Below are 17,351 nucleotides of genomic sequence, written 5' to 3' on the forward strand. Positions count from 1 at the left end.
TATCGGTTCAAACCATAATTTCTGCTCATCTCATCCATCCGATTTCTAACGCAAACGAACACCTGTTTCCCCATCAATAATCTGACTCGGCAACTTTTGTTTGCCGATTAAACCGTCGACTACCCATACATCTCTTCCAAACTGCCTTCTTACTTCCCGCTCCGTCCTACACGCGCGTTTGCCTGCGCGGTTGCACGAAGTCGAAACCAAAGGTGTTTTCAAAGCCTGACACAAGCGGCGCGCACCTACATGGGCAGGAACCCTGACCGCCAGTTTGCTGCGCCTTTTTCCGCGTAATGCGGGCAAAACGTCAGCAGCAGCAGGAAGCAGAAAGGTTTTGGGCGCAGGCCATTCGTTTCTGAGCATAGTTTGAATGTTTTCAGACGACCTTTTGAGCAGGGGCTGTAATTGCTCCAATTGGTTGCCAATGACAATCATGCCTTTATGTTGCGGTCTTTTTTTCAGATGAATCAGTCGGTTAAGTGCTTTAGGCAAGGTCGGGATACAGCCTATGCCATAGCAGGACTCGGTAGGATAGGCGACCAAGCCGCCTTTTTTAAGATGGGATTGCAGCTTGCGAAGCGTCGAAGCTGAAAGGATTCTGGGGAATGACATGACAGGGAAGGTCGTCTGAAACACAATCATGTTTTCAGACGACCTGTTTCTTTGATTAACGGTTGATGGCTTTGTCGGCAATGTCTTTACGGTATTGCATACCGTCGAAGCTGATTTTTTCCAATGCGCTATACGCCTTGGCTTTGGCTTGAGCTACATCGTCACCCAATCCTACGACACACAATACGCGACCGCCGTTGGTCAATACATCGCCTTTCTCGTTTGCCGTTGTGCCTGCATGGAAAACTTTGCCGATTTGGTTGGCTGCATCCAGACCGGAAATAACCTCACCTTTTTTGGGCGTTTCGGGGTAATTTTGCGCCGCCAGCACTACACCTACGGCAGTTTGCGGGTTCCATTCCGCTGTTATGCTATCGAGTTTGCCGTCTATTGCCGCTTCGACCAAATCCGACAAGTCGCTGTTCAGACGACTCATAATCGGCTGGGTTTCGGGATCGCCGAAACGGCAGTTAAACTCAATCGTATAGGGTGCGCCGCTTTGATCAATCATCAAACCTGCGTACAGGAAGCCGGTGAACTCATACCCTTCCGCTTTCATTCCCGCTATGGTCGGCAAAATAATCTCGTTCATCGCGCGCTCGTACACGGCGGGCGTTACCACAGGCGCGGGACTGTACGCGCCCATACCGCCCGTATTCGGGCCTTTATCGTCGTCTAAAAGACGCTTGTGGTCTTGGCTGGTCGCCATAGGCAACACATGATTGCCATCAACCATGACGATAAAGCTCGCTTCTTCGCCTTGCAGGAAATCTTCAATCACAACGCGCGCGCCGGCATTGCCCATTTTGTTGCCCAGCAGCATATCGTCAATCGCGGCATGCGCTTCATCTAAAGTCATCGCCACAATCACGCCTTTACCTGCCGCCAAACCATCGGCTTTGATGACGATAGGCGCACCTTTCTGATTGACGTAATCGTGTGCAGCATCGGCGTTTTCAAAGGTTTGGTATTGCGCGGTCGGAATATTGTATTTCGCCATAAATGCTTTGGCAAAATCTTTAGAACTTTCCAACTGCGCTGCATATTGTGTCGGACCAAATATTTTTAGCCCTGCGGCACGGAAATCATCCACAATACCCGCCGCCAAAGGCGCTTCAGGACCAACGACGATAAAAGCAATATTTTCTTTGCGGCAGAATTCAATCAAATCCTGATGCGCAGTCAAGGCGATGTTTTGCAATTTAGGTTCAATCGCCGTACCGGCATTACCGGGTGCAACAAATACTGTTTCCACTTTAGACGACTGCGCCAATTTCCAAGCCAACGCGTGTTCGCGACCGCCATTACCGATAACAAGCAACTTCATCCCATCTCCTTGACAAATATGTACTTTTAACGAAAACTCGACACAAAGGGACTATTGTCCCATTTAAAGAAATTTTAGTGGAATCAAACAAAAACCGCTTCATTCCACTCTGCAACCTATTTAACTTATCCACAAAATTGAAAAAGGACAAGCAGCTATGCAAAAACGTATTGATGAAATCCAAAGTAAATACCGCGAATGGTGTCATTTACTACCGCAATTGGAAGAAGACATCCGGCGTTGGAAACATGCCGTCGCTTTGATTCGCGATATGGATAATTTCTATACCCACGAATATCAGGCTTGCCATCGGGCTATTGAAGATGGAGTGGAGGTGGATTTGCGTACAGAAGGCGAATATAGCATTATGAGCGAAGATGCCTTATGGAACGCGCTGGGCGAATTCCATCAATTGGCTTGGCTATATTTGCGCTCCAGCGTCGATGCCTTGGACAGATATACGCAAGAAGATTAATCAGCAAAGAGGTCGTCTGAAATACCATCACAAAGCATTTCAGACGACCTTTCATTCAAAAGGCTTTTCCGTATTTACTTCAATCTGCCGTGTATTCTTCCAAGCTGCAACACAGGCCTCATAATTTGCCAACGATAAACTTACCGTCAATCGGCAATCCAACTGTAAATCCTGCTCCAATATATCCGCCTGATATTGTTTAGCAATGCGTATTGCTTCATTCAAAAACGGATATTCACATTTCAGCCAAACGGTTTTTTCAATATTCTTTTCAACCACTTCCGAAATTGCCAACGCCTGAGCCGTCGCCTCTTTGTATGCGTGAATCAGACCGGGAACACCCAATAAAGTACCGCCGAAATAGCGCACGACAACGACCAAAACATCGGTTACACCCACCGAATCAATCTGTCCTAAAATTGGTCGCCCAGCGCTTCCTGACGGCTCTCCATCATCATTGGCACGAAATTGCATGCCATCTACGCCCAAACGATAGGCATAGCACCAATGCCGCGCTTTATGATGTTCTTCCTTTAACGGATCGAGGTATTTTTTCACATCAGCAAACGTCCGAATCGGATAGGCAAATGCAATAAAACGGCTGCCTTTATCTTTAAACTCAGCCTGCGTCGGGGAAGTAATGGTTTTATAAGTCGTAATCATGCTGAAATGTTTTCAGACGACCTCATTAATAACAAGGTCGTCTGAACGTTTCACGTGAAACATCAATTTTTCAATGCTTCTGTTAATTGCGGAACGATTTCGAATAAATCGCCTACCAATCCGTAATCGGCTACATTGAAAATCGGCGCATCGGCATCTTTATTGATTGCGACAATGACTTTGCTGTCCTGCATACCGGCAACGTGTTGAATCGCACCTGAAATACCGATTGCAAAATAGAGCTGCGGTGCAACCACTTTACCAGTTTGTCCGACCTGCACATCATTCGGCGCATATTCGGCATCAACCGCCGCACGGGATGCTCCGATTGCCGCGCCTAAAACATCCGCCAACGGTGTCAGCACTTCATTGAATTTTTCCGCACTACCCAAAGCACGGCCACCGGAGACAATGACTTTTGCCTGAGTCAGCTCAGGACGATCGGAATGGGAAAGCTGGCGGTTCACAAAACGGCTCAGGTTTTGGGCAGGGGTTGCTTCAACATTAATTACCTCAGCATTACCACCTTGCGCCGCCGCTGCGTCAAAAGCCGTCGCACGGAAGGTCAGCACTAATTTTTCCGAATCAGCTTGCACGGTTTCAAATGCATTACCCGCATAAATCGGGCGCACAAAAGTCGTGTTATCCACAATCTCGGTCAAATCAGAAATTTGCGGGACGTCTAATAAGGCCGCTACGCGAGGCAAAAGGTTTTTACCAAATGTGGTTGCCGTTGCTGCAACATAGCGGTAATCCGCCGCCAATTTGACAACCAGCGGAGCCAGTTCTTCAGCCAAACCTTCGGCATAATGGGCAGCATCCGCAACCAAAACTTTTTCCACACCCGCAACTTGTTTCGCGGATTCCACTACGGCCGATGCACCGCTTCCGGCAACCAATAAATCGACTTTGCCCAGTTTGACAGCGGCGGTAACGGCATGCAAAGTGGCAGGATTCAACTGTTTGTTGTCGTGTTCAGCAATAATCAATACACTCATTTCAGTCTCCTCAAATCACTTTGGCTTCGTTTTTCAATTTTTCAACCAATTCGGCAACACTTGCTACTTTCACGCCTGCCTGACGCGCTTTAGGTTCGGCGAATTTCACCGTTTTCAGACGAGGTGAAATATCCGCAACCAAATCGGCAGGAGCCAGCTTTTCCAAAGGTTTTTTCTTTGCTGCCATAATATTGGGGAGTTTGACAAAGCGCGGCTCATTCAAGCGCAAATCAGCACTGATAACCGCAGGCAGTTTCAATGCGATGGTTTCTTCGCCACCATCGATTTCGCGCACAATCTGAACTTCGTCGCCTTCAATTTGTACTTTTGAAGCAAACGTACCTTGCGCCGCATTCAGCAAAGCTGCCAACATTTGCGCCACTTGATTGGCATCATCATCGATCGCCTGTTTGCCCAAAAAGAAAATTTGCGGATTTTCTTTGTCCGCAACAGCTTTCAACAGCTTGGCAACTGCCAGCGGCTCCAATTTCGCATGGGTTTCAACATGAATTGCACGGTCGGCACCCATCGCCAAAGCTGTACGCAACGTTTCTTCGCATTTTTTCTCGCCCAAAGAAACCGCTACGATTTCGCTTACTTTTCCGGCTTCTTTCAAACGGACGGCTTCTTCCACAGCGATTTCGTCAAACGGGTTCATCGACATTTTGACATTACCGATATCCACATCCGAACCATCGGCTTTTACACGAACTTTGACGTTATAGTCCACTACGCGCTTTACTGCGACCAGTGCTTTCATTGAATTCTCCTAAAAAGAACGCTGCTTTCACCATCCAGCGAAACCAAACCTTCTTCTCTATAAAATCAAATCCGTTTTTCTTAAAAACGAATTCATTCAGAAATCTTTCGGATAATGCTTGCCGATTATACCATTTTTAAAGCATTTACTCAGACTGGCGAATATACATTCCACACTCAACAAACTGAAAAATATCAAGCGCTATTTCAGTTTCAAACGACCTTTGAACCTTCATCGGCAGCCACACAATCCATCAACGTTTGATAAACCAAATCCACAGTCGGAATCTGCCCGATATTGCCTAAATTTTTTGCAACAGCCGAAACTTGAACGCCTGTTTTAATCGGATCGGTATCGGTATAAATACCGACCACAGGTTTTTCCAAGGCATTTGCCAAATGCAGCAAACCGGTATCCACGCCGACAATTCCGACCGCATGTTTCAGCAAATACGCTGCCTGCAATAAATTTATTTTGTCGCACACAATAGCAAACGGCAGTCCGTCTGCAATTTGTTTGGCACGCGTTTTTTCATTTTCATTTCCCCAAGGCAGGTAAATATTGCATTGCTGTTCTTCATTCAACTTTTGCAGCAACGCCCGCCAGTTTTCCACAGGCCATAATTTACTGTCTCGGCTAGTCGCGTGCAAAGCAGCATAATACGGTTGCTCCAAATTTTTCAGACGACCTGCTTCGGGAACGGTCAAGCCGAATACCTGCGTTTCCGGCATTGCATACCCAAATACTTGGGCAAACAGTTCACGGTTGCGCCAAACAGCATTTTTCCCTTTCGGTACAGCGTATGTTTTCGCATACGCCAGCGCAGCCAGTCCCTCGCGCGCGCTGTGTTTATCCAAACCATAAATAGGGGATTTTGCCATTTTGGCGAAACACGCGCTTTTAATCAGACCTTGACTGTCCAATACAAAATCAAATGCTTCCTGCCGCAAGGTCTGTTTCAGACGACCTATTTCCTGCCAAGTTTCTGCCTGAAAGAGATGTTTGCGCCATTGCCGCCATTTCATCACATGGATTTTTTTCACAAACGGATGCAGGCGCGCAATATCCGCAAATCCGGCTTCACACAGCCAATGGAGTTCCACATCAGGGCATTGTCGCGCCAAATCTTCGATTGCGGGCAAAGTGTGAATTAAATCGCCCATACTGGACAAGCGGACAAGCAAAATTTTCATATTTAGGAAGGGTGTTTCACGTGAAACAATTTTAACTTATTGATTATTAATATATTTTTTAATTTCTTCAGCGTTTTTTAAGATCATTGCACCGGCAGAACGCATTTCCTGCCATGCCGTTTCGATGGTATCCGGCGCAATGCCCCGACAAGCCGCTTCATTAACGATAACCTGCCAATTGCCGCCTTTGAGCAACTGCAAAACCGTTGTTTTCACACAATAATCCGTAGCCAAACCGCCGACAATGATCGTATCCGTATTTTGACAACGCAGCCATTCAATCAATCCAGTGCTCAGTTTTTCCTCGATATCGTGAAAACACGCGCCGTAAGGATGCAATTCAGGATCAACGCCTTTCCAAACGCAATAATCGTATTCCTTGGAAGAAGGCAGTCCGTCCAACAATTCATAGCCGCGCGTACCGACCATCGCATGAGCCACCCAAGTCAAATCCGCATCAGGCAAACCTGTCGGCTTCAACATATCAACAGGGTTATCCACAAGCCATTTCGCCGCCATATGATGCGCATCTTTCGTCATCACGCGCAAATCCGCCAAAGCGGCTTGGGCATTCAATTCTTCGACAATCAAATGCCCCTCTTTTACAGGCAGCTCTTTAGGACACAAAGGCGTAAAAGTTTTTTGTGCATCAACATCAATGGAAACAATCATCTCATCATTTCAAAGCGATTAAAATGCCCTGTATTATAACAAATTACTGCCCGAAAGCGGTAAAACCGGCTGTGATAAGATAACGTTTTTCCGAAAAACTTGTCCACAATCCTCATGACTTACACCATCGTCCCCATCGCCACCGCCCGCTCGCCCTACAAACAGAAATTCGGCGTCGCCCGCCAGCCCGGTTTGGTTCCCGCCGCAGAGGTCTGCATCGAACTGAATCCCGAATTTACCGCAGACAGCGTACGCGGATTAGAACACTTCGATTATGTGTGGATAAGTTTTATTTTTCACGGCGTATTGGATGAAGGCTGGGCGAAAATGGTGCGCCCGCCACGGCTCGGCGGCAAGCAGAAAATGGGCGTATTCGCCACGCGCAGCCCCCACCGCCCCAATCATCTCGGACTATCACTCTTAAAACTCGACCGCATCGAAACCGACAAATCCGTCCGCCTCTATTGCAGCGGCGCAGATCTGCTCGACGGTACGCCGATTGTCGATATCAAGCCCTACATCCCCTTTGTCGAATCCAAACCCGACGCATCATCCGGCTTCGTCAGCGGCAAACCCGAAGAGCTTGAAGTCGTATGGCTGGAAAACATCGGCGCAGAAAATTTATCTGAAAGCACCAAAAACCTCATCAGCCAAAGCATTGCCCAAGACCCGCGCCCCGCCTATCAGAATATTCCCGAACGGATTTACGTTATGAATATTGAGGATTATAAAATCAGGTTTCAAATCGAAGGAAACCGCGCGACGGTTATTGGGATAAGCGTCGTTTGAAATTTAGTGATTGATTTCATTAAAAAAGGTCGTCTGAAAATCCTAAGATTTCGGTTTTCAGACGACCTTTTTATTCAATCGATACGGGTCTTATTCAATGAACACTTTGGATAAACCGAACCCGTAGTGTGGGCTTCGCCCACGAACCTACCACCTGACAATCCAATCAGACAACAGTCGAATAGGCATTCATTTGGACATTCATATCGTGGGCAAAGCCCACGCTACTCGCTGCCGAAACGGCAACTTGTCCCTTCCCCCGTCCGGCGGGGGAAGGTTAGGATGGGGGTGGTTTTATGAGTTTAGGTAAAAGCAAATTTGTACACCCCATAGAGCCACCCTCTCCCCAACCCTCTCCCGCCAGACGGGAGAGGGGGCGGGTTGCAGGTAAAAAAGAGGTCATCTGAAAACTTTGAGATTTGAGTTTTAGAGAAACTCGTTCTACCCCCGTTTTCAGACGACCTTTTCTCTTACTTATCCACAGACTGGTTTACCCAATCCGAAATCCTTTAGATTTTGCCTGCGAAGTATTCCAAAGTGCGGACGAGTTGGCAGGTGTAAGACATTTCGTTGTCGTACCAAGCGACGGTTTTCACCAATTGTTTGTCGCCTACGGTCATCACGCGGGTTTGGGTGGCGTCGAAGAGTGAGCCGTATTCGATACCGACGACATCGGAAGAAACGATTTGATCTTCGGTGTAGCCGTAAGATTCGCTCGCGGCAGCTTTCATCGCGGCGTTGATTTCTTCTTTGGTTACAGGGCGTTCGAGGATGGAAACCAATTCGGTCAGCGAGCCGGTGGCAACGGGAACGCGTTGGGCGGAGCCGTCGAGTTTGCCATTCAATTCGGGGATAACCAAACCGATGGCTTTGGCGGCGCCGGTGCTGTTGGGCACGATGTTGAGCGCGGCGGCGCGGGCGCGGCGCAAATCGCCTTTGCGGTGCGGCGCATCAAGGGTGTTTTGGTCGCCGGTGTAGGCGTGGATGGTGGTCATCAGGCCTTCGACTACACCGAATTCTTTTTGCAGGACTGCCGCCATCGGGGCAAGGCAGTTGGTGGTGCAGGAAGCGGCGGAGATAACGGTTTCGCTGCCGTCCAAAATGTCTTGGTTCACGCCATATACGACGGTTTTCACGTCATTGCCGCCGGGCGCGGAAATAACGACTTTGCGTGCGCCGGCGCGGATATGGGCTTCGGCTTTGGTTTTGCTGGTAAAGAAGCCGGTACATTCGAGGACGACGTCCACACCCAAATCGCCCCAAGGCAATTCTTCAGGATTCGGATTGGCGAAAACTTTGATTTCTTTGCCGTTCACCACGATGGCATCGTCTTTCAATTCGGCAGTACCTTGGAATCGGCCTTGGGTGCTGTCGTATTTGAAAAGGTGCAGCAGCATTTCGGCAGGGGTCAGGTCGTTAACGGCGACGACTTCGATACCTTCGGCTTTTTCAATTTGACGCAATGCCAGACGGCCGATGCGGCCGAAACCGTTAATCGCTACTTTGATGCTCATTTTGATACTCCTGTCAGTAGGGAAAGGGATAAATTTCAATAAGGGCTATTGTAGCCTGAAATAAAACTACTACCTAGAATTACACGACGCTACTTTTAAAATGTTTGATTTAAATAAAAAAACCGTGAAATAGGTCGTCTGAAAATGCAGATTGGTACGGTTCGCCCCCATATTTGGGGATAAATTTTGGTTGTTTTTAAAATTAATATGTAATTATTTAAAAAAATGATGATAGTGATGAGTGTATCTCTGTTTTGTGGATAACCTTATTACTGGTTTTATAATCAAATTGTTGTATTTATTTAAAGGCTGCGTTCAAGTTCTGTTTTTTGTGAGAACAAAGTCGGATAATCTGTAATTGTTTGAATTTTTCTGTGGATAAAATCAGATTTGTCCACTTCGATTACACGGTATATTGTGGATAATCTTATCGGTACAAAAGGTCGTCTGAAAAATCTATGGCTCCGAAATACCTACATTAGCAAATACTATTAAAAATAATGGATTATTTTTTCCTTTTTATCGTATTATCCAAAAATCAAACTAATTATTAAATAAGGAGGCGGTTTATGCTGCAACGAACTTTGGCAAAATCCATCAGCGTAACCGGCGTCGGATTGCATTCAGGCGAACGGGTCGCGCTGACCTTACACCCTGCGCCTGAAAACAGCGGGATTTCTTTCCGTCGTACCGATTTGGACGGCGAAATGGGCGAAACCATCAAACTTACGCCCTACCTCATCAACGATACGCGCCTCTCGTCCACCATCGTAACCGACAAAGGCGTGCGCGTCGGCACGATTGAACACATCATGTCCGCGCTTTCCGCCTACGGCATCGACAATGCGCTGATTGAGTTGAACGCGCCCGAAATCCCGATTATGGACGGCTCCAGCCTGCCGTTTATTTATCTTTTGCAAGATGCGGGCGTTGTCGATCAAAAGGCGCAAAAGCGGTTTTTGAAAATCCTCAAGCCTGTCGAAGTCAAGGAAGCGGGCAAATGGGTGCGCTTTACGCCGTATGACGGCTTTAAAGTGACGCTGACCATCGAATTCGACCATCCGGTTTTCAACCGCAGCTCGCCCACTTTTGAAATCGATTTCGCGGGCAAATCCTATATCGATGAAATCGCGCGCGCGCGCACCTTCGGCTTTATGCACGAAGTGGAAATGATGCGCGCCCACAATCTCGGACTGGGCGGCAATTTGAACAACGCCATTGTGATTGACGACATGGACGTTTTGAATCCGGAAGGTTTGCGTTATCCCGACGAGTTTGTCCGCCACAAAATCCTCGATGCCATCGGCGATTTGTATATCGTCGGACACCCGATTATCGGCGCATTCGAAGGCTACAAATCCGGCCACGCCATCAACAACGCCTTATTGCGTGCGGTTTTGGCGGACGAAACCGCTTACGAATGGGTGGAATTCTCTGACGATGAGAATTTGCCATCAGCCTTCCACGAGCTGCCGGCGGCTTGAGATAAGACGGTGTAAAAAAAGGCTGTGGATAAACAATCATCCACAGCCTTTTTATTGAATAAAGGTCGTCTGAAATCTTGATTTTAAGTTTTCAGACGACCTTTCAAGCGAGACAACCATCTCCCGCCAATATTTCAGACATGATTATCCACATGGCTATCTAATCTATCCTTCTGAAAAATAAAAAGATTATATTTTTTCTCAAATTTTATACACATTTTATCCATAGCTTTTCTCCAGCAGTAAAAAAGGTCGTCTGAAAACCCAAATTCGGATTTCAGACGACCTTTTTCCACAAGCTTATCAGTGATCAATCGCCCATGACTTTGCCTTCGCGGCGCGGGTCGGCACCGCCGAGCAAACCGTCTTTGCCGATCACAATGCCTTGTACGCCGGAATTCAAATCGCGGATTTGGACTTTGTAGCCCAGTTTTTCCAATGCTGCCGCTTTGTCCGCCGCCGCGGTTTTTTCCTCGATTTCATACTGGCTGCCGCGATTGAGCATATTCGGCAGGGAGATTGCCGCCTGAATGTCCATACCCCAATCGATATGCGCCACCAGCGTTTTGGCGACGAAACCGATGATGCGGCTGCCGCCGGGCGAACCGACCGCCAAATAAGGCTTGCCGCCTTTCATCACAATGGTCGGCGCCATCGAAGAACGCGGCCGTTTGCCGCCCGCCACGCTGTTTGCCACCGTTTTACCGTCCGCGCCGACGGGGTTGAAAGCAAAATCGGTCAATTCATTGTTGAGCAGATAGCCGTTTGTCATTAGTCCCGAACCGAACGCGTTTTCAATCGAAGTCGTCATCGACACGACGTTGCCGTCTTTATCCACAACCACCAAATGGCTGGTGGACGGCAGCTCTACCGCCATACCCTGCGCGTATGCCTTGCCGAACTTGCCTGCCTGAATGTTCTCCAACGCCTTGTCGGATTGGCGGATTTCTTCGGCGCGCGGTTTCAGATAAGCCTGAGAAATCAGGACACGGGTCGGGACGTTGACAAACGCGGGATCGCCGACGTAATAATCACGGTCGGCAAACGCAATCCGCGACGCATCGCCTATCCAGCGCCAACTGTGGATATTTTCTGCGCCCAACGCCTTCATATCCTGATTTTGCAGGACGCCCAAAATCTCGCCCAAAGCAATCGCGCCCGAACTTGGCGCACCCATACCGCAGACTTCGTATTCACGATACGGCGCGCAAACCGGTTTGCGCTCGATAACGCGGTAGTTTTTCAAATCCGCCATACTGATTTTGCCGGGGTTATCCACAGCGCCGGTAACGGCACGGACAATATTCTGCGCCTGCTCCCCCTGATAAAACGGCGCGCTGCCTTTTTCCGCCAACAGGCGTACGGAGCGGGCAAATTCAGGGTTTTTCAACACCGTTCCCGCTGCCAAAGGCTTGCCGTCGGGCAGGAAATACGCGGCGGTTTGCGGATAACGTTTCAAAGGCTCCAAATTTTGCTCGATGGATTTCGCCATGCGTGGTGAAACGGTAAAGCCTTGTTCCGCCAAAGCAATCGGTTTGTCAAACAGACTTGCCCAAGGCAATTTGCCATAACGCTTGTGGACATCTTCCAGCAGCTTCGGAATCCCCGGCACACCGACCGAACGGCCGCCGACCACCGCGTTCATAAAGCCCATCGGCTTGCCGTTTTCATCCAAAAAAAGCGCCGGCGTTGCCGCTTTCGGCGCCGTTTCTCGGGCATCAAACGTCGTCAGTTTTTTCGCCTTATTGTCCCAATATACCAAAAACGCGCCGCCGCCCAAACCGGAAGACTGCGGTTCGGTCAGACCCAAGGTTGTCTGCATGGCGATCATCGCATCTATCGCGCTGCCGCCGCGTTTCAAAACCTCATATCCCGCCTCGGTTGCCAACGGATTGGCAGACGCCGCCATATAATGTTTGGCGCGGATCAATTTCTGCTCGGTCAGCCCCGTCCCTTGTTCCGGCGCATGGTTATCCACAGCCGTCGGCACAGGCGCAGCATCAGGTTTCTGCATCGGCTGGTGCGCGCACGCCGCCAAAACCAAAACAGCCGACAGGTTTAATCCAAAAGAAAATTTCATATCTGCTCCCTTTTCGTTGAGATATTTTTCAGACGACCTGCGGTTGAAAAACACAAAAGGTCGTCTGAAACATGAAAACCGATTGGACTGTTTATCTCTTCGGACAGTTCCGTTTGAGCCCGGTATAAAACCGGCAGGCTGTGTGTATAGCCGGAAAGTTATACACAAATAAAAACCGGATTTCAAAATTATCCACATCTGCAAACAAGGCAAACGGCAGTTTATCCGCATCCAAACTCTACATTCAACTTATTGAACTAAAAAAGGAATAAAAGTTATACACAAACAAATGCGCGACTCAATATAATCATCCATTTATTATTTAAAATCTTATTTATAGTTTGTTTCCCAACGCGCAGCCAAAGCCCGCAACGTAAAGGCATCTTTTCAAAAAATTAGATAGTTAAGGATTGTTAAACCTCTGTAAATCAGATAGAGTTACGGCTGATAAATTAAATTAATAATGGAGCTTCCATCAATGAAAGGCGATATCGGCGTCATCGGCTTGGCCGTTATGGGTCAAAATTTGATTTTGAATATGAACGATCACGGTTTCAAAGTCGTGGCGTACAACCGGACCACTGCTAAAGTAGACGATTTTCTCAACGGCGCAGCCAAAGGCACCAACATTATCGGTGCCTATTCATTGCAAGATTTAGTGGATAAACTGGAAAAACCGCGCAAAATCATGATGATGGTACGCGCAGGTTCTGTCGTGGATGACTTTATCGAGCAACTTGTCCCGCTTTTGGACCAAGGCGACATTATTATTGACGGCGGCAACGCCAACTATCCCGATTCCACCCGCCGCACCCACGAGCTGGCGGCAAAAGGCATCCGCTTTATCGGCGCGGGCGTTTCCGGCGGCGAAGAAGGCGCGCGTCACGGTCCATCCATCATGCCCGGCGGCGACGAAGCCGCATGGCCCGCCGTCAAACCCATCTTCCAAGCCATTGCCGCCAAAACCCCGCAAGGCGAACCCTGCTGCGACTGGGTCGGCCGCGACGGCGCAGGCCATTTCGTCAAAATGGTGCACAACGGCATCGAATACGGCGATATGCAGTTGATTTGCGAAGCCTACCAATTCATGAAAGACGGCTTGGGTCTGAGCTACGACGAAATGCACCGCATTTTCAGCGAATGGAACCAAACCGAGCTGGATTCCTACCTGATTGAAATCACCGCCGCGATTTTGGGCTACAAAGACGAAAACGGCGAACCTTTGGTCGAAAAAATCCTCGATACCGCCGGACAAAAAGGCACAGGCAAATGGACCGGCATCAACGCCCTCGACTTGGGCATCCCGCTGACGCTGATTTCCGAAGCCGTGTTTGCCCGCTGCGTATCCGCGTTCAAAGACCAACGTGTTCAAACCAGCCGCTTGTTCGGCAAAACCGTTACCCCCGTTGGCGGCGACAAAGCCGCATGGGTCGAAGCCCTGCGCCAAGCCCTGTTGGCATCCAAAATCATCTCCTACGCACAAGGCTTCATGCTCATCCGCGAAGCCAGCGAAAACAACGATTGGGCATTGAACTACGGCAACACCGCCCTTCTGTGGCGCGAAGGCTGCATCATCCGCAGCGCGTTCTTGGGTAACATCCGCGACGCATACGAAGCCAATCCCGATTTGGTGTTCTTGGGTTCCGACCCCTATTTCAAAGGCGTATTGGAAAACTGCCTGCCCGCATGGCGCAAAGTGGTCGCCAAAGCCATCGAATGCGGCATCCCCATGCCCTGCATGGCTTCCGCGATTACCTTCCTCGACGGCTACACCACCGAACGCCTGCCCGCCAACCTGCTGCAAGCCCAACGCGACTACTTCGGCGCGCATACCTACGAGCGCACTGACAAACCGCGCGGCGAGTTCTTCCATACCAACTGGACAGGCAAAGGCGGCGATACCGCATCGACCACTTACGATATTTGATTTGTCTGAGTTAGCAACAAGGTCCTTGGATTCGGATTTCAAGTGCAACACTAGTGTATCAGTGGTTTGAACAGATTCAAGAATAAAACACTTGGCGTTTCGTAGCCAAGTGTTTTTCTTGGCCGGTGATTCAATTCATCTTGAACCCTGCGTATCTCCCGATTGCTGATGTTTCGGAAATCGGTTTGTTTGGGGAAATATTGGCGGATGAGTCCGTTGGTGTTCTCATTCAGCCCTTTCTCCCACGAATGGTAGGGGCGGCAAAAATAGGTTTTCGCCTTCAATGCTTCGGCTATTTTGGTGTGTTGATAGAACTCTTTGCCGTTATCCATAGTGATGGTGTGCACTCTGGCTTTATGTGCCTTTAATGCCCTAACGGCTGCCAGAGCAGTGTCTTCGGCTTTGAGGCTGTCCAATTTGCAGACGATGGTGTAGCGGGTAACGCGTTCGACCAAGGTCAGTAATGCGCTTTTCTGTCCTTTGCCGACGATGGTGTCGGCTTCCCAATCGCCGATGCGGGCTTTCTGGTCGACGATGGCGGGTCGGTTTTCTATGCCGACGCGGTTGGGCACTTTGCCTCTGGTCCATGTGCTGCCGTAGCGTTTGCGGTAGGGTTTGCTGCATATTCTGAGGTGTTGCCACAAGGTGCCGCCGTTGCTTTTGTCTTGGCGGAGGTAGCGGTAAATGGTGCTGTGGTGGAGTGTTATCCCGTGATGTTTGCGCAGGTAGGCGCATACTTGTTCGGGACTGAGTTTGCGGCGGATAAGGGTGTCGATGTGTTGAATCAGCTGCGAATCAAGCTTATAGGGCTTTCGCTTACGCTGTTTGATAGTCCGGCTCTGCTTCTGTGCTTTTTCGGCACTGTATTGCTGCCCTTGGGTGCGGTGCCGTCTGATTTCGCGGCTGATGGTGCTTTTGTGGCGGTTAAGCTGTTTGGCGATTTCTGTGACGGTGCAGTGGCGGGACAGGTATTGGATATGGTATCGTTCGTCTTGGGTCAGTTGTGTGTAGCTCATGGCAATCTTTCTTGCAGGAAAGGCCGTATGCTACCGCATACTGGCCTTTTTCTGTTAGGGAAAGTTGCACTTCAAATGCGAATCCGCCGTCGTCTGAAAACTAAGATTCAGGTTTCAGACGACCTTTGCCGTTTGAAAGCATCGGTTTTTGATAAAATCCACGGATTGCTCACAACTTATCCACAATTTGAACTTCATCCCAATTCAATCAAATCAAACTTAATTCATTGAAAAATATCAATATACAAAAGGTCGTCTGAAAATTTTCAGACGACCTTTTAAATTGTTCACAAAATTATCAACAGGACTAGGGTTATCGGCATCAAACCAGATTCTGCGGATTGCCTGCGACGAAGCGGTTGATGTTGTCCACAAGGATGTCAAACAGACGGTTGGCGGCCTCTTGGCTTGCCCATGCAATGTGTGGCGTGACAATGAGGTTGGGCAGTCGAGCTTTCAGCAGAGGGTTGCCGTCGCGCGGCGGCTCTTGTGTTAACACGTCAAAACCTGCCCCGCCGATTTGCCCGTATTTCAAGGCGGCGATGAGCGCGTGTTCGTCCACCAGTCCGCCGCGTCCGCAGTTGATGATGACGGCGCCGGGCTTCATCTGCTGCAATTCGGCTTCGCCTATCATATTTGCCGTTTCCGGCGTGAGCGGGCAATGCAGCGACAGCGCGTCGGCAGTGCGGACGGCTTCGTCAAAGGAAACGTAGCCGTCGCGGACGGTTTCGGCGTGTTTGTGTTCGACAAACACGACCTTCATTTTGAACGCCTGTGCATAAGTTGCCAGCGTTTTACCAATATTGCCGCGACCGAAAATCGCCAGTGTTTTACCGTTTAAATCGCGCATCGGTGCGCCGAGGTGGCAGAAAAACGGCGAGTTTTCCCACAAGCCTGCTGCAACGTCTCGCTGATAGGCAGGCAGGTTGCGCATCAGGGTAATCATCATCATAAACGCGTGTTCCGCCACGGATTCATTGCCGTAAGCGCGGATGTTGCACACGCTCACGCCCGCTTGCTTGGCGGCAGCAAGGTCAACATTGTTGACGCCCGTCGCGGCTAGCGCAATCAGTTTGAGCTGCGGGTTGGCGGCGATGTGTTCGGCGGAAATCACGACTTTGTTGGTAATGATGATGTCCGCGCCCTGTATGCGCTCGGCGGTCTGATGCGCCTCAGTCGAACCATAGCTGCTTAAAGTATGCGGAAAATCAAAGTCAAACGGACGGTCGGCAAGCGTGTCGCGGTCGAGAACGGCAATACACAGTGGATTCATATTTCACCTATCAAAAATAAAATAATGATTTAAATAAACTAATTTTGAATAAAATATTCAAAAGATACGGCGTAGTTGAGAATGGTTATAGTGGATTAACTTTAAATCAGGACAAGGCGACGAAGCCGCAGACAGTACAGATAGTACGACAAGGCGAGGCAACGCCGTACTGGTTTAAAGTTAATCCACTATATTATCCGAACCATACAGACATCACCAATCAGGAAACCATCATGATTAAAACCATGACCTTTGCCATTTTACATTTCGCCACCGCGTTTGGCGTTGCCTATATTTTGACCGACAGCATCGGCATCTCAAGCGCAGTCGCGCTGGTCGAACCGCTTGCCAACACCGTCGTTTTTTATTTCCACGAAAAGGCATGGCGACGCTACGAAAAAAATAAAACTTTGAAGCAGGAATGGACTACGCCGCTGCACCATTGTGGATAAGTTTTGACCGGGGGTCGTCTGAAAACGGGTTAGGGTTTATTGTTTCTTATTGATAAATATTCTTTCAATAAAATGGATATTTATTAATCCAAACGAAATCAATAAAATGCTTT

General features: G+C 48.9%; 17 protein-coding genes and 1 pseudogene. 7 read left to right on the plus strand and 11 right to left on the minus strand.

Going from position 1 to position 17,351, the window contains the following annotated elements; all coding sequences use genetic code 11:
• Positions 1 to 45: 45 nt before the first annotated feature.
• A complete protein-coding gene (locus J7445_RS10120; protein ID WP_070514236.1) occupies positions 46 to 615 on the minus strand; it encodes an L-threonylcarbamoyladenylate synthase in 570 nt (189 codons plus the stop codon).
• A gap of 55 nt (positions 616 to 670) precedes the next feature.
• Complete coding sequence (gene purD / locus J7445_RS10125) at positions 671 to 1,942, minus strand: phosphoribosylamine--glycine ligase (RefSeq protein WP_070654960.1); 1,272 nt, start codon at positions 1,940 to 1,942, stop codon at positions 671 to 673.
• A gap of 157 nt (positions 1,943 to 2,099) precedes the next feature.
• Here purD and J7445_RS10130 point away from each other — a divergent pair, with 157 nt between their 5' ends.
• Positions 2,100 to 2,417: a DUF4298 domain-containing protein gene (locus tag J7445_RS10130; RefSeq protein WP_070654958.1), complete on the plus strand. Its 318-nt coding sequence runs from the start codon at positions 2,100 to 2,102 to the stop codon at positions 2,415 to 2,417.
• 51 nt (positions 2,418 to 2,468) lie between these two features.
• On the opposite strand, the gene J7445_RS10135 is transcribed toward J7445_RS10130, so the two are convergent.
• The 5 genes from J7445_RS10135 to J7445_RS10155 form a co-directional block, all read right to left on the minus strand.
• A complete protein-coding gene (locus J7445_RS10135; RefSeq protein ID WP_070654956.1) occupies positions 2,469 to 3,080 on the minus strand; it encodes an IMPACT family protein in 612 nt (203 codons plus the stop codon).
• A 62-nt stretch (positions 3,081 to 3,142) separates the two neighbouring features.
• Positions 3,143 to 4,078 (minus strand): electron transfer flavoprotein subunit alpha/FixB family protein, encoded by a 936-nt coding sequence (locus J7445_RS10140; protein WP_070654954.1) that lies wholly within the window; start codon positions 4,076 to 4,078, stop codon positions 3,143 to 3,145.
• A gap of 10 nt (positions 4,079 to 4,088) precedes the next feature.
• Positions 4,089 to 4,838: an electron transfer flavoprotein subunit beta/FixA family protein gene (locus tag J7445_RS10145; RefSeq protein ID WP_209283029.1), complete on the minus strand. Its 750-nt coding sequence runs from the start codon at positions 4,836 to 4,838 to the stop codon at positions 4,089 to 4,091.
• Positions 4,839 to 5,050: 212 nt separating this feature from the next.
• Complete coding sequence (gene waaC, locus J7445_RS10150) at positions 5,051 to 6,031, minus strand: lipopolysaccharide heptosyltransferase I (protein WP_209283030.1); 981 nt, start codon at positions 6,029 to 6,031, stop codon at positions 5,051 to 5,053.
• A 36-nt stretch (positions 6,032 to 6,067) separates the two neighbouring features.
• Positions 6,068 to 6,703, minus strand: coding sequence for a nicotinamidase (locus J7445_RS10155; protein ID WP_070654946.1), 636 nt, complete (start codon positions 6,701 to 6,703; stop codon positions 6,068 to 6,070).
• A gap of 114 nt (positions 6,704 to 6,817) precedes the next feature.
• On the opposite strand from J7445_RS10155, the gene tsaA reads away from it, so the two are divergent.
• A complete protein-coding gene (tsaA, locus tag J7445_RS10160) occupies positions 6,818 to 7,492 on the plus strand; it encodes a tRNA (N6-threonylcarbamoyladenosine(37)-N6)-methyltransferase TrmO (RefSeq protein WP_070654945.1) in 675 nt (224 codons plus the stop codon).
• Between the two features lie 509 nt (positions 7,493 to 8,001).
• On the opposite strand, the gene gap is transcribed toward tsaA, so the two are convergent.
• A complete protein-coding gene (gene gap, locus J7445_RS10165; RefSeq protein ID WP_070654942.1) occupies positions 8,002 to 9,006 on the minus strand; it encodes a type I glyceraldehyde-3-phosphate dehydrogenase in 1,005 nt (334 codons plus the stop codon).
• 569 nt (positions 9,007 to 9,575) lie between these two features.
• Here gap and lpxC point away from each other — a divergent pair.
• Positions 9,576 to 10,490 (plus strand): UDP-3-O-acyl-N-acetylglucosamine deacetylase, encoded by a 915-nt coding sequence (lpxC, locus tag J7445_RS10170; RefSeq protein ID WP_039408946.1) that lies wholly within the window; start codon positions 9,576 to 9,578, stop codon positions 10,488 to 10,490.
• Between the two features lie 310 nt (positions 10,491 to 10,800).
• Here lpxC and ggt read toward each other — a convergent pair whose 3' ends face one another.
• A complete protein-coding gene (gene ggt, locus J7445_RS10175) occupies positions 10,801 to 12,570 on the minus strand; it encodes a gamma-glutamyltransferase (RefSeq protein WP_070654940.1) in 1,770 nt (589 codons plus the stop codon).
• A 478-nt stretch (positions 12,571 to 13,048) separates the two neighbouring features.
• Here ggt and gnd point away from each other — a divergent pair, with 478 nt between their 5' ends.
• Positions 13,049 to 14,497 carry a decarboxylating NADP(+)-dependent phosphogluconate dehydrogenase gene (gene gnd, locus J7445_RS10180; RefSeq protein ID WP_070654938.1) on the plus strand — a complete coding sequence of 483 codons (1,449 nt, stop codon included), beginning with the start codon at positions 13,049 to 13,051 and terminating at the stop codon, positions 14,495 to 14,497.
• 50 nt (positions 14,498 to 14,547) lie between these two features.
• Here the strand turns inward: gnd and J7445_RS10185 are convergent, their stop codons facing one another.
• The gene (locus tag J7445_RS10185; RefSeq protein WP_209283031.1) at positions 14,548 to 15,513 is read right to left on the minus strand and encodes an IS30 family transposase; all 966 of its coding nucleotides are present in this window, start codon (positions 15,511 to 15,513) and stop codon (positions 14,548 to 14,550) included.
• A gap of 27 nt (positions 15,514 to 15,540) precedes the next feature.
• Between J7445_RS10185 and J7445_RS10190 the strand changes: the two genes are divergently transcribed.
• A complete protein-coding gene (locus J7445_RS10190) occupies positions 15,541 to 15,744 on the plus strand; it encodes a hypothetical protein (RefSeq protein WP_209283032.1) in 204 nt (67 codons plus the stop codon).
• Between the two features lie 91 nt (positions 15,745 to 15,835).
• On the opposite strand, the gene J7445_RS10195 is transcribed toward J7445_RS10190, so the two are convergent.
• A complete protein-coding gene (locus J7445_RS10195) occupies positions 15,836 to 16,786 on the minus strand; it encodes a D-2-hydroxyacid dehydrogenase (RefSeq protein WP_070655299.1) in 951 nt (316 codons plus the stop codon).
• A gap of 86 nt (positions 16,787 to 16,872) precedes the next feature.
• On the opposite strand from J7445_RS10195, the pseudogene J7445_RS12615 reads away from it, so the two are divergent.
• Together J7445_RS12615 and J7445_RS10200 are read left to right on the plus strand one after the other, a co-directional pair.
• Positions 16,873 to 16,980, plus strand: a pseudogene (locus J7445_RS12615) (IS5/IS1182 family transposase); the annotation flags it as partial.
• Between the two features lie 39 nt (positions 16,981 to 17,019).
• Positions 17,020 to 17,238 carry a DUF2061 domain-containing protein gene (locus J7445_RS10200; protein WP_070655297.1) on the plus strand — a complete coding sequence of 73 codons (219 nt, stop codon included), beginning with the start codon at positions 17,020 to 17,022 and terminating at the stop codon, positions 17,236 to 17,238.
• The last annotated feature ends 113 nt before the right edge of the window (positions 17,239 to 17,351 follow it).

The organism is Neisseria sicca, assembly GCF_017753665.1.
Classification (GTDB): Bacteria; Pseudomonadota; Gammaproteobacteria; order Burkholderiales; family Neisseriaceae; genus Neisseria; species Neisseria flava.

What these genes read in the sequence shown, in the direction of transcription:
- ggt (WP_070654940.1), bottom strand. Translation starts at nt 12,570, where the DNA reads ATGAAATTTTCTTTTGGATTAAACCTGTCGGCTGTTTTGGTTTTGGCG.
- J7445_RS10140 (WP_070654954.1), bottom strand. Translation starts at nt 4,078, where the DNA reads ATGAGTGTATTGATTATTGCTGAACACGACAACAAACAGTTGAATCCT.
- J7445_RS10195 (WP_070655299.1), bottom strand. Translation starts at nt 16,786, where the DNA reads ATGAATCCACTGTGTATTGCCGTTCTCGACCGCGACACGCTTGCCGAC.
- J7445_RS10200 (WP_070655297.1), top strand. Translation starts at nt 17,020, where the DNA reads ATGATTAAAACCATGACCTTTGCCATTTTACATTTCGCCACCGCGTTT.
- J7445_RS10130 (WP_070654958.1), top strand. Translation starts at nt 2,100, where the DNA reads ATGCAAAAACGTATTGATGAAATCCAAAGTAAATACCGCGAATGGTGT.
- gap (WP_070654942.1), bottom strand. Translation starts at nt 9,006, where the DNA reads ATGAGCATCAAAGTAGCGATTAACGGTTTCGGCCGCATCGGCCGTCTG.
- J7445_RS10145 (WP_209283029.1), bottom strand. Translation starts at nt 4,838, where the DNA reads ATGAAAGCACTGGTCGCAGTAAAGCGCGTAGTGGACTATAACGTCAAA.
- J7445_RS10155 (WP_070654946.1), bottom strand. Translation starts at nt 6,703, where the DNA reads ATGATTGTTTCCATTGATGTTGATGCACAAAAAACTTTTACGCCTTTG.
- J7445_RS10185 (WP_209283031.1), bottom strand. Translation starts at nt 15,513, where the DNA reads ATGAGCTACACACAACTGACCCAAGACGAACGATACCATATCCAATAC.
- J7445_RS10190 (WP_209283032.1), top strand. Translation starts at nt 15,541, where the DNA reads ATGCTACCGCATACTGGCCTTTTTCTGTTAGGGAAAGTTGCACTTCAA.
- J7445_RS10135 (WP_070654956.1), bottom strand. Translation starts at nt 3,080, where the DNA reads ATGATTACGACTTATAAAACCATTACTTCCCCGACGCAGGCTGAGTTT.
- tsaA (WP_070654945.1), top strand. Translation starts at nt 6,818, where the DNA reads ATGACTTACACCATCGTCCCCATCGCCACCGCCCGCTCGCCCTACAAA.
- purD (WP_070654960.1), bottom strand. Translation starts at nt 1,942, where the DNA reads ATGAAGTTGCTTGTTATCGGTAATGGCGGTCGCGAACACGCGTTGGCT.
- J7445_RS10120 (WP_070514236.1), bottom strand. Translation starts at nt 615, where the DNA reads ATGTCATTCCCCAGAATCCTTTCAGCTTCGACGCTTCGCAAGCTGCAA.
- waaC (WP_209283030.1), bottom strand. Translation starts at nt 6,031, where the DNA reads ATGAAAATTTTGCTTGTCCGCTTGTCCAGTATGGGCGATTTAATTCAC.
- lpxC (WP_039408946.1), top strand. Translation starts at nt 9,576, where the DNA reads ATGCTGCAACGAACTTTGGCAAAATCCATCAGCGTAACCGGCGTCGGA.
- gnd (WP_070654938.1), top strand. Translation starts at nt 13,049, where the DNA reads ATGAAAGGCGATATCGGCGTCATCGGCTTGGCCGTTATGGGTCAAAAT.